The following is a 10286-nucleotide window of genomic DNA, read 5'->3' as shown; positions in this document are numbered from 1 at the left end:
GACTATTCCTCCGCCGCCACCACGGCCTTCTGCACCGGTTCCAGCGAGAGGCGTTGCGCAGCGATCACCGCCTGCGTGCGCGAGGTGGCGCCGAGCTTGCGCAGGATCTCGGTGACATGCGCCTTCACCGTGGGCTCGGTGATCTGCATTTCATAGGCAATGAGCTTGTTGGGCTTGCCCTCGGCCATCAGCAGCAGCACACGGTGCTGCTGCGGCGTCAGGCGCGCGGCCTTGGCGGCGATGTCGCGGTCGTTGGCGGCCAACGCCTGGTCGCGGGCTTCGGGCGGCAGCCAGATGACGCCGTCGAGGATGGCGCGGATCACTTCCAGGAACCGCTCCGAGGGTGCCAGCTTGGGGATGAAGCCGGCCGCACCCATCTCGATGGTCTGGCGCATCGCCGCGGGATTGGTGGTGGCCGAGACGATCGCGATCGGGATGGTCGGGAAGGCGCCGCGCAAGGCCGCGAGGCCCGAGAGGCCCTGCATCCCCGGCATGTCCAGGTCCAGGATCAGGAGGTCGGTCTCCGGCGCCGCGCCGAGCGCCGCCTGGGCTTCCGCGAAGCTGCCGGCGAAGGTGATCGCCGGCGCGCCGAAGGCGCTGCGCAACGCCGAGGCGAGCGCATCCCGCACCATCGGATGATCGTCGGCGATGACGAATGACAGTCCGGCACCGACCTGCGTCGGGTCCACGCGGCTCTCCCCTCCCTGGTTGTCCCAAGCTTACACATCCGGGCCCCGCGCGGAAACCGTAACCCGCGATTTTGCGCTGCGGCGTGAATCGGTTAGAGGCGGGATGCGACCAAGGCCGGGGGCTGATATGCTGCCCGGCGGAGTGCCCGAATCATGAACCGGTAAGCAGCCAGCCCTTGCTCCAGAACAGCCCCGGCGAAACCAAGTTGGAAGACGAGGAGCTCCGCCTCGCCGCGGAACTCTCGCGCTCCTTCGCCTCCTCGGACAATGTCGATGCGACGGTCCGGCTGGCACTTGGCAACGTGATGCAGCTCTTGAAGGTGGAGGCGGGCAGCCTCTTCCTGGTCGACGAGGCCAAGGGCGACCTGGTCTGCCGCGCCAGCCTCGGCCCCAACAGCATCGAGGGCCTGCGCGTGCCCGCCGGCCACGGCATCGTCGGCCGTTCGGTGATGGAAGACCGGATCGAGGCTGTCGAGGACGTCTCGCGCGACGCCGGCTTCTTCGCCAACGCCGACGCGACCTCCGGCTTCGTCACCCGCTCGATCCTCTGCGCGCCGATGAAGGTCGGCAAGCGGCCGATCGGCGCGGTCGAGGTCCTGAACAAGCAGAACGGCCAGCCCTTCGACCTGCGCGACCGCGACATGCTGCAGGTCATGGGCAATGCCGCCGCGCTCGCCATCATGAACGCGCGCCTCGCCGACCAGCTGGTCGAGCAGGAGCGCATCAAGCGTGAGCTGGAGCTCGCCTCCGAGATCCAGCGCAGCCTGTTGCCGCCCGCCGATCCCGACCTGCCGATCCAGGGCATCAACCGCCCGATCCGCGAGGTCTCCGGCGACTTCTACGACTTTTTCAGCCTGCCCGACGGTGTCATCGCCTTCTGCCTCGGCGACGTCTCGGGCAAGGGCATGAACGCCGCCCTGCTGATGGCCAAGACCGCGGCCTTGTTCCGCTGCCTGGGCAAGACCATCCGCGCGCCGGCGCGCCTGCTCTCGATCCTCAACCGTGAGATCTGCGAGACCACCAGCCGCGGCATGTTCGTGACCATGCTGGCCGGCCTCTATGATCCGGCCAGCGGGCTGCTGCGCTTTTCCAACGCCGGGCACCTGCCGCCGATCCTGCGCAAGCCGCATGGCGGCTTCAGGAGCTTCGAGGCCTCGGCGCCGCCGCTCGGCATTCTGCGCGACGTCGCCTTCCCTGAAGAGGAGGTGCGGCTTGAGAACGAGATGTTCCTGGTCTTCTCCGATGGTGTCACCGAATACCGCTACGGCGACCGGGAGGAGCTCGGGCCGGAAGGCATCGACATGCTGCTGAGCCTCTCCGAAGGCAAGCCGCTGCAGGACCGCCTGGAAGGCATCCTGACCGAACTGAACAGCGGCGGCTGGCGCGCCAAGGACGACATCACCCTGCTGGCGATCGACGATTCGCTGGCCGGTCAGATCTGGCGGCGGGTGCCCTCGATCGCCAGCGCCGAGAGCCGCTCCGACTTCCTGTTCGGCCTGACCATCCCGGCGGAGGCGGACCGGCTGAAGCTGATGCGCCCGGTCCTGGCGGCGGCCGGTAAGGCCGCGGGCTTCTCCGACGATGAAGTGGCGGATCTGGAGCTGGCCGCCAGCGAGGCCGCGGAGAACATCATTCTACACGCCTATGGCGAGGGCCAACGCGGCGATATCACACTGGCGGTGCATCGCCTGGAAGACGGCTTAATGTTGAGAATCAGGGATTTCGCCCCGAAGGTCGATCAGGCTAAAATAAGGCCGCGGCCGCTGGACGAGGTCCGGCCGGGGGGCCTTGGCACGCATTTCATCCGCGCGGTGATGGACGACGCCAATTTCATTCCCCTGCCGGACGGCGAGGGGAATCTGTTGGAATTGGTCAAGCGCCGGAAGAAGGATTGAAATGGCAGTCGCCGGCATCACCGAGAGCGAAGGACGCCTGATCGTCGCCCTGGAAGGGGAAATTGACCTGGAGCAAGCTGGGGCGGTGCGCCGCGCGCTGCTGGATGCCCTGAAGAAGGGCCGCAACGTGCTCGTGGACCTCTCGCAGGTGACCTATATCGACTCCTCCGGCATCGCCAGCCTAGTCGAAGGCCTGCAGGTCGCGAAGAAGCAGAAGAGCGAACTCGCTCTGGTCGCGGTCAGCCAGCGCGTTCGGCGCGTATTGGAGCTGGCCCGGCTCGACAAGGTCTTCCAGATCCACACCGACCTCGCCGCGGCGACCGCCGCGAACGCGGGCTCGTCCGGCCATTGACGCTGAAATGTCATGAACGCCGCAATCCGGGGTTTTGAATCGGTCGGCCGGCGCTCTGCCGGCTTTTTCGACCAGATCGGCTACGGCGCGATGCTGTTCCTGGAGGCGATCTACTGGCTGCTGGCCGGCTGGCGCCGCCGTCAGCCGGTTCGGATCCGGATGGTCTTCCACGAGATGCAGCAGATCGGCGTCGCCGCTTTGCCGATCGCGACCCTGCTCTCCGGCACGATCGGCCTGATGCTGGCGATCCAGTCGCTCTACTCGTTGGGCCTGTTCGGCGCCGAGGCCTACGCCTATATCGGCATCGCGCTTTCGGTCGCCCGCGAGTTCTCCCCGCTGATCATGGCGATCCTGGTCGCCGGCCGCTCCGGCTCGGCGATCGCGGCACGGCTCGCCACCATGACCATCAACCAGGAAGTCGATGCGCTCCAGGTGATGGGCATCAACCCGGTACGTTACCTGGTTTCGCCGGTGGTCGTGGCCCTGGCCATCATGCTGCCTTGCATCGCCATGTGGGCCAACCTGGTCTCGGAGTTTACGGCGGGCTTCTACGTTTCCGCGGCGCTCAATTCGTCATTCGGCGCCTTCGTGAACGATTCGCTGACGGTCCTGAAGATCGGCGACATCTGGCACGGCATCGGCAAGGCGGCGTTGTTCGGCGTTCTGATCGCCCTGGTCGCCGTGGTCAACGGCTCCAGCGTCTCCGGCGGCGCCGAGGGCGTCGGCAAGGTCACCACCATGTCGGTCGTGCAGTCGATCTGCATGATCGTCGTTGCCGATATGCTGTTCGGCTACATCGCGACGCGGTGACGGCATGGAAACATCCATAGCGACATCGCCCGAAGCCCAGCAGCAGGCGCTGGCGCATATCGCGGCGTTGCGCGCGGAATCGACCGCGCATCGCCCGACCGAGGCCGAGCTGATGGCGCGGCCGAAGGTGGTCGAGGTCAACCATCTCGACTTCTCCTTCGGCGCGCGCCAGGTGCTGTTTGATATCAATCTCGACGTCAGGGCCGGCGAGATCATGGTGATCATGGGCGGCTCGGGCTCGGGCAAGACCACCTTGCTGCGGCACCTGGTCGGCCTGATGCCGCCGCAGCCCAACAAGGTGAAGCTGCTCGACAAGGACCTGGGCGCGCTGAAGCCCAACCAGCTCCTGGACTTGAAGCGCAAGATCGGCGTCGCCTTCCAGTTCGGCGCCCTGTTCAGCTCGATGACCGTCGCCGAGAACGTGAAGCTGCCGCTACGCGAGCTCACCAAGCTCGAAGAGAAGACCATGGACATCATGGCGAACATGAAGCTCGAGGTGGTGAATCTCTCGGGCTTCGGTGCGCTGATGCCCTCGGCGCTCTCCGGCGGCATGGTGAAGCGCGCCTCGATCGCGCGCGCCATCGTCATGGACCCGAAGCTGCTGTTCCTGGACGAGCCGTCGTCGGGCCTCGACCCGGTGGTCTCCTCGGCGCTGGACGATCTCATCCTGAAACTGCGCGAGGCGATGGACATCTCGGTGGTGGTGGTCAGCCACGATATCGACAGCGCCTTCAAGATCGCCGACCGGATCACCGTGCTGGACCACGGGCATATCCTGGCGAGCGCGCGGGTCGAGGAGATTCGCAGCTCGACCAACGAGCGGGTCCAGAATCTTTTGAACCGCCGCTCGGTCGAGAAGGAAGTCGACCCGGCGGAGTATCTGCGGCGCCTGACGGGTGATTAACGGAACCGGCGACTGAGGCGAGACTAGGGGAACAGGGGTCGATGCGGAACTACTCCATCAGCTATGTGACGGTCGGCGTCTTCGTGACGGCGATGATCGCGGCATTGATCGTGACCCTGACCCTGATCGCCGGGCAGACCGGGCCGCGCGACCACTACCGGGTCTTGTTCGACAACGTGACCGACCTCAAATACGGCACCGTCGTGCGCTACGAGGGCTTCCCGATCGGCACCGTCGATAAGATCGTGCCGAGCTATGAGAACGGCAAGTATCGCTTCGGCGTGATGATCGGCGTGCAGAAGGACTGGAAGTTCCCGGCCGATTCCAAGGCCGGCATCCGCGCCTCCAGCTTCCTGGCGGCGAAGACCATCGACATCTCCGGCGGCAAGTCCGCGGACCTGATCGCGGTCGGCGGTGACATCCCCGGCACCGGCGCCGGCGACATGTTCGCGCTGATGTCCGGGCTGGCCGGCCGGGTCGGCGCCCTGCTCGACAGCGGCGTGGTGCCGCTGATCGAGCAGCTGAAGACCTCGATCAAGACCCTGACCGAGACCGCCAACAGCCAGATCGGCGGGGTCGGCGGCGATGTGCGCGGCCTCATTGCCAATGCCAGCGGCCATCTCGACACCATCTCGGCCAACGTCACCGAGTTGACGGCCAGCATGCAGGTCAGTGTCGATCAGCTGCAGAAGGTCCTCTCCGACGGCAATGTGAAGTCGGTCGATCAGATCCTCAGCAACCTCGACAAGGCCAGCCTCAATGCCGACAAGACCCTGGCCCAGCTCAACCAGCTTTCGGTCGAGGTCAACGGCGTCGCGGAATCGATCCACGCCATGGTGAACCGCAACGCCAAGAACGTCGACAAATCGACCGCGGACCTCGAATACATCCTGCGCACGGTCTCGGCGAATATCGATGCGATCACCAACAATCTCGAAGGGACCACGCGGAACATGAACGAGTTCAGCCGTCTGATCCGGCAGAATCCGGGCTTGCTCATCTCCGGCGGCAGCCCCGAGGCCGACAAGGGCCTGACGCCCGTGCCGAACGGAGGGCAGTGAGATGGCGCGCCTCCTGAAGCTCCTGCCGTGCGCCGCCTTGGTCCTGGTTGCCGCCTGCGCGGCGCCGACCGTGCCGAAGGAGCAGTATTTCCGCCTGGTTGCCGCGCCCGCGACCGAAACGCTGGCGCATCCCTTTATCGGCATCGTCGAGGCGGCGCCTTTGGGCGCGGATGGTGTCACCGGCGAGCGCCCACTGCTCTACACCGCCAATGGCGGCACCAAGCTGGAGCAGCGGAACTACGCCTATTGGACCGAGCTGCCGACCGCGATGATCCGCGACCAGCTGGTCGCCTATCTCCGCTCCGCGGGTGCGGCGGAACAGGTGGTGCCGTCGGAACTTCGGATCGGCGCGGGTTACCGCATCCAGGGCGACATCAAGCGCCTGGAGCAGTCGGCCGGCGACAAGGGCGATACCGGCATCATCGAGCTGGAGCTCTCGGTGATCGACCAGAGCACCGACCAGCTGATCATGAGCAAGGTCTACCGCGCCGAGACGCCCGCAGCCGACCACTCGATCGACGGCGCGGTGGCGGCGCTCAACGCCGGCCTGCAGGACGTGCTGAAGCGCTTCGCCGCGGATATCGACGCGCGCTAGCTTCCGGTAAAGCGCAGCGAAATTCCGTCCAGCGGCAGGCCGACAACTTTCGTGGTCCAGGTTTCGCCCGGCGCCACCGGAAAGGCGCGGGTGACGGTGCCGGTGGTGATGATCTCGCCGGCGCGCAGCGGCGGGTTGGTTTTGTCCTTCGCCAGCACATTCAGCAGGTGACTGATGGTCGAGAGCGGGCCGTCCAGCACGTTCAGCGCCTGCCCGCGATCCATCACCACGCCGTCCTTGCTGAGCTCGATCTCGAAGCTCCGGAGTTTCGCCAGCCAGTCGGCGCGGTTCTGCGGCGTGAACTTGTGGCGCGGGCCCAGTCGATAGGCGCCGTGCAGCGCGTAGAAGGCGACCGTGTCGGGCGCCTGGAACTGCCAGCCTGGGAAAGCCGATTGCACGATCTCGAAGCCATGCGCGATCCATTCGGCGCAGCCGAGGATCATGGCCTCGCTCATGCCGGCTTGCGGTGCCGTCCGGAAGCCGAAGGCGATCTCCGGCTCGATCCGCGGCTCCAGCAGGGGCGAGAGGTCGAGCGTCCCATCGGTCGCGGCGAGATCTCGGAGCGTGGTGTCGTACATGTCGCCCCAGATCGGCGCATAGACCCCGTATTCCGGCCAGATGGTTCGGTTGGTGAAGCCGATCTTGCGACCGACCGTGCGCTCGCCGCGGGCGACCCGCGCCCGCCGGAGCGCCGCGGTGACGGCATAGGCGGCCTCGAGGTCGAAGCCGGGCAGGTCCGTGCTGAACGCGGCCATTTGCCGGCGCTCGGCCGAGGCCGCGAGCACCGCAGCGGCGATCCGGTCGGTTTCCCCGGGCGGCAAGTTCGACATTGTTGGTTAAGCCTCTGGTGAATCGGCTGAAATGGTGCCGTGTGCTCAGCCTATGTCAATGTTTTCTTTGCATTTACTGTGCTTGGCCGTTATCTCTGGGGCCGCCCGCGCACCGCCGGAGCTGAAGTTCAGAGCGTAGCCTTAGAGACCATGGCCGAACACGACGACCAACTCGCCGCCCTCCGGCGCCAGATCGACAGTGTCGATACCCAACTGCACGACTTGCTCATGCAGCGGACCGAGCTCGCGGTGCAGGTCGGCGAGGTGAAGGCCAAGGCCCAGCCGATCGGTCGCACGCCGAGCGAGGGTGCAAAATTCGTGCGCCCGGCCCGCGAGGCGAAGATTCTGCGCCGGCTGATCGAGCGGCACAAGGGCAAGCTGCCCAAGGCCGTGATGGTGCGGATGTGGCGCGAGATGATCTCGGCGCTGCTGCAGGTCGAAGGCCCCTTCGTGGTCGCGGTCTACAACCCGCCGGAAGAGCCCGGCTATTGGGACATCGCCCGCGATCACTATGGCTGCCGCGTGCCGATCCTCGGCTTCGACCGCTTGAACCACGCGATCTCCGCGGTGCTGGAAGGCCAAGCGACGGTCGCCGTGCTGCCGCTGCCGCATGAGGGCGACCGCGATCCCTGGTGGCGGCGCATTGCCGTCAAGCAGCCAAAGGTGCCGCATGTGATCGCGCGCCTGCCGTTCGGCGACCCCGGCAACCAGCGCGGCCGCGGGCTGCAGGCGCTGGTGATCGGCACCACGCCGAACGAGCCCACCGACCATGACCGCGGCCTGCTGGTCGCCGAGACCCGCGAGCCGGTCAGCCGCAGCGCGATCCGCGAGGCCCTGAACACGGCGAAACTGAAGCCGGTCTTCATCCAGGCCTTCCAGGAACTGGGCGGGCCGGAGCAGCAGGTGGTGGAGGTCGAAGGCTTCCTGGCGCCGGACGATGCCCGCCTCGCTGCCCTGGCCAAAGCGCTGGGGCCGGATTCCCGGGTGATTGCGATCGGCGGCTATGCCGTGCCGCTGACCGCCGCGGAGCTGGCCGGCGAGCCGGTGAAGGCGCCGGAACCTGCGAAGACGATCGAGCCAACGCCGGCGCCTGAAGCGACGTCGGGAGACGCCGCATGAGCCTCACCGTCCGCCCCGGCATTCTCGACATCGCCGCCTATGTTCCCGGCGAGCACGCGCTCCCCGGCGAAGGTCCGATCTACAAGATGTCCTCCAACGAGAGCCCGCTTGGCGCCAGCCCGGCGGCGATCGCGGCCTATCGCGAGCTCTCCGGCGAGCTGCACCGCTATCCCGACGGCGGCGCCACCGCTTTGCGCGAGGCCCTGGCCGCGACCATCGACGCCGATCCGACGCAGATCGTCTGCGGTGCCGGCTCGGACGAGATCCTGCAGCTCCTGACCCGCGCCTATGCCGGGCCGGGCGACGAGGTGCTCTATTCGCAGCACGGCTTCCTGGTCTATCCGATCGCGGCCCAGTCGGTCGGCGCCAAGCCGGTCGCAGCGCCGGAGAAGAATCTCAAGACCGATGTCGATGCGCTGCTGGCCCATGTGACGCCGCGGACCAAGATCTGCTTCGTCGCCGAGCCCAACAACCCGACCGGCTCCTATATCGGTGCGACCGAGCTGAAGCGGCTGCGCGACGGCCTGCCCGACCATGTGCTGCTGGTGGTCGATGCGGCCTATGCGGAATTTGTCGACAAGCCCGACTACAGCGACGGCACCGCGCTGGTGAAGAGCCATGACAACGTGGTCATGAGCCGCACCTTCTCGAAGATCCACGGCCTGGCGGCCTTGCGCCTCGGCTGGGCCTTCTGCCCGCCCGCGGTGGCCGACGTGCTCAACCGGATCCGCGGGCCCTTCAACACGCCGGCGCCGGCGCTGGCCGCGGGCGTCGCCGCCCTGGCCGACAGCGTTCATGCCGCCAAGGCCAAGGCGCATAACGATCACTGGCTGCCCTGGCTCAGCGCCCGGGTGAACGAGATCGGGCTGAAGGCGCATCCCTCGGTCTGCAACTTCCTGCTGGTGCAGTTTCCGAAGGATCCCAAACTCTCGGCCGACGCGGCCAACGAGTTCCTGAAGTCGCGCCGCATCATCGTGCGCAAGATGGGCGCCTACAGCCTGCCCGATTGCCTGCGCATCACCATCGCCGAGGAACCGGCGGTGAAGGCCTGCGCCCAGGCGCTGGCCGACTTCGTCAACCGGGCGGCCACACAATGAGCGTTCTTTTCGATCGGATCGCCATCGTCGGCATCGGCCTGATCGGCTCCTCCTTCGCCCGTGGGCTGAAGCTGAAGAACCTCGCGCGCGAGATCGCGATCCACGATGCCTCCGCCGATGCGATGCGTGATGCGAAAGAGCTCGGGCTCGGCCACCACTACTGCGCCAGCGCCGGCGAAGCCGTGGCAAATGCCGACCTGGTCGTGCTCGCGGTGCCGCTGGGCGCCTATGCAGACCTGGCGCCGATGGTGGCGGCGAACCTCAAGAAGGGCGCGACCCTCTCCGACGTCGGCTCGGTGAAGCAGGCGGTGATCCGCGACCTCGGTCCCAGCCTGCCCGAGGGCGTGCATTTCATCCCCGGCCATCCGCTCGCCGGCACCGAGCATTCCGGCCCGAAATCCGGTTTCGCGGAGCTGTTCCACGGCCGCTGGTGCGTGTTGACGCCGCCGCCCGGCACCGATGAAGGCGCGATCGCGCGGCTTAAGGCGCTCTGGATCGGATTGGGCAGCCAGGTCGAGATCATGGCCGCCGGGCATCACGACCAGGTGCTGGCGATCACCTCGCATCTGCCGCACCTGATCGCCTACACGATCGTCGATACCGCGACCTTCCTGGAGGATGAGACCAAGCAGGAAGTGATCAAGTTCTCGGCGACCGGCTTCCGCGACTTCACCCGAATCGCCGCCTCCGACCCGATCATGTGGCGCGACATCTTCCTCAATAACCGCGAGGCGGTCCTGGAGATGCTCGGGCGCTTCACCGAGGACCTGACCGCCCTGCAGCGCGCGATCCGCTGGGGCGAGGGCGAGAAGCTGCAGGAAGTTTTCACCCGCACGCGCGCGATCCGCCGCGGCATCATCGACGCCAAGCAGGCGTGAGCCGCGTGGTGAGACGGGCCGCCGCATGGACGCCGCGGCAATTTGACCTTATCTAA

At 66.8% G+C, this 10286-nt stretch carries 11 protein-coding genes; 9 read left to right on the top strand and 2 right to left on the bottom strand.

Going from position 1 to position 10286, the window contains the following annotated elements; all coding sequences use genetic code 11:
- Positions 1–2: 2 nt before the first annotated feature.
- Positions 3–689 (bottom strand): response regulator, encoded by a 687-nt coding sequence (locus ACH2CY_RS10920; protein ID WP_395018925.1) that lies wholly within the window; start codon positions 687–689, stop codon positions 3–5.
- Positions 690–865: 176 nt separating this feature from the next.
- Here ACH2CY_RS10920 and ACH2CY_RS10915 point away from each other — a divergent pair, with 176 nt between their 5' ends.
- From ACH2CY_RS10915 to ACH2CY_RS10890, 6 genes are read left to right on the top strand one after another with little or no spacing between them, the layout of a single operon-like run.
- Positions 866–2584, top strand: coding sequence for a SpoIIE family protein phosphatase (locus ACH2CY_RS10915; RefSeq protein ID WP_395018923.1), 1719 nt, complete (start codon positions 866–868; stop codon positions 2582–2584).
- A gap of 1 nt (position 2585) precedes the next feature.
- Positions 2586–2936, top strand: coding sequence for an STAS domain-containing protein (locus ACH2CY_RS10910; protein ID WP_395018921.1), 351 nt, complete (start codon positions 2586–2588; stop codon positions 2934–2936).
- A gap of 12 nt (positions 2937–2948) precedes the next feature.
- Positions 2949–3746 carry an MlaE family ABC transporter permease gene (locus ACH2CY_RS10905; protein ID WP_395018920.1) on the top strand — a complete coding sequence of 266 codons (798 nt, stop codon included), beginning with the start codon at positions 2949–2951 and terminating at the stop codon, positions 3744–3746.
- Positions 3747–3750: 4 nt separating this feature from the next.
- The gene (locus tag ACH2CY_RS10900) at positions 3751–4650 is read left to right on the top strand and encodes an ABC transporter ATP-binding protein (protein ID WP_395018918.1); all 900 of its coding nucleotides are present in this window, start codon (positions 3751–3753) and stop codon (positions 4648–4650) included.
- A gap of 41 nt (positions 4651–4691) precedes the next feature.
- Positions 4692–5711, top strand: coding sequence for an MlaD family protein (locus tag ACH2CY_RS10895; protein WP_395018916.1), 1020 nt, complete (start codon positions 4692–4694; stop codon positions 5709–5711).
- Position 5712: 1 nt separating this feature from the next.
- Positions 5713–6306, top strand: coding sequence for an ABC-type transport auxiliary lipoprotein family protein (locus ACH2CY_RS10890; RefSeq protein WP_395018914.1), 594 nt, complete (start codon positions 5713–5715; stop codon positions 6304–6306).
- Here ACH2CY_RS10890 and ACH2CY_RS10885 read toward each other — a convergent pair.
- Positions 6303–7136: a 2-keto-4-pentenoate hydratase gene (locus ACH2CY_RS10885; protein WP_395018913.1), complete on the bottom strand. Its 834-nt coding sequence runs from the start codon at positions 7134–7136 to the stop codon at positions 6303–6305. The two genes, ACH2CY_RS10890 and ACH2CY_RS10885, sit on opposite strands and share 4 nt — an antisense overlap.
- A 150-nt stretch (positions 7137–7286) precedes the next feature.
- Between ACH2CY_RS10885 and pheA the strand changes: the two genes are divergently transcribed.
- Genes pheA through ACH2CY_RS10870 form a run of 3 tightly spaced genes read left to right on the top strand, consistent with a single transcriptional unit; the run spans position 7287 to position 10230 of the window.
- Positions 7287–8255, top strand: coding sequence for a chorismate mutase (gene pheA / locus ACH2CY_RS10880; protein ID WP_395018911.1), 969 nt, complete (start codon positions 7287–7289; stop codon positions 8253–8255).
- A complete protein-coding gene (hisC, locus tag ACH2CY_RS10875) occupies positions 8252–9352 on the top strand; it encodes a histidinol-phosphate transaminase (RefSeq protein ID WP_395018909.1) in 1101 nt (366 codons plus the stop codon). Before pheA ends, hisC begins: the two co-directional genes overlap by 4 nt.
- Positions 9349–10230, top strand: a complete 882-nt coding sequence (locus ACH2CY_RS10870) for a prephenate/arogenate dehydrogenase family protein (RefSeq protein ID WP_395018907.1) — start codon at positions 9349–9351, stop codon at positions 10228–10230. Before hisC ends, ACH2CY_RS10870 begins: the two co-directional genes overlap by 4 nt.
- Positions 10231–10286 lie beyond the last annotated feature (56 nt).

Origin of the sequence: Dongia sp. (assembly GCF_041905885.1) — a bacterium.
GTDB lineage: Bacteria > Pseudomonadota > Alphaproteobacteria > Dongiales > Dongiaceae > Dongia.
Note: the sequence above shows the minus strand (reverse complement) of the source record. Positions and strands in the feature narration are given on the sequence as shown.

Coding starts and splice junctions, on each gene's coding strand:
- ACH2CY_RS10890 (WP_395018914.1), top strand. CDS start 5,713: ATGGCGCGCCTCCTGAAGCTCCTGCCGTGCGCCGCCTTGGTCCTGGTT.
- pheA (WP_395018911.1), top strand. CDS start 7,287: ATGGCCGAACACGACGACCAACTCGCCGCCCTCCGGCGCCAGATCGAC.
- ACH2CY_RS10885 (WP_395018913.1), bottom strand. CDS start 7,136: ATGTCGAACTTGCCGCCCGGGGAAACCGACCGGATCGCCGCTGCGGTG.
- ACH2CY_RS10900 (WP_395018918.1), top strand. CDS start 3,751: ATGGAAACATCCATAGCGACATCGCCCGAAGCCCAGCAGCAGGCGCTG.
- hisC (WP_395018909.1), top strand. CDS start 8,252: ATGAGCCTCACCGTCCGCCCCGGCATTCTCGACATCGCCGCCTATGTT.
- ACH2CY_RS10895 (WP_395018916.1), top strand. CDS start 4,692: ATGCGGAACTACTCCATCAGCTATGTGACGGTCGGCGTCTTCGTGACG.
- ACH2CY_RS10910 (WP_395018921.1), top strand. CDS start 2,586: ATGGCAGTCGCCGGCATCACCGAGAGCGAAGGACGCCTGATCGTCGCC.
- ACH2CY_RS10870 (WP_395018907.1), top strand. CDS start 9,349: ATGAGCGTTCTTTTCGATCGGATCGCCATCGTCGGCATCGGCCTGATC.
- ACH2CY_RS10905 (WP_395018920.1), top strand. CDS start 2,949: ATGAACGCCGCAATCCGGGGTTTTGAATCGGTCGGCCGGCGCTCTGCC.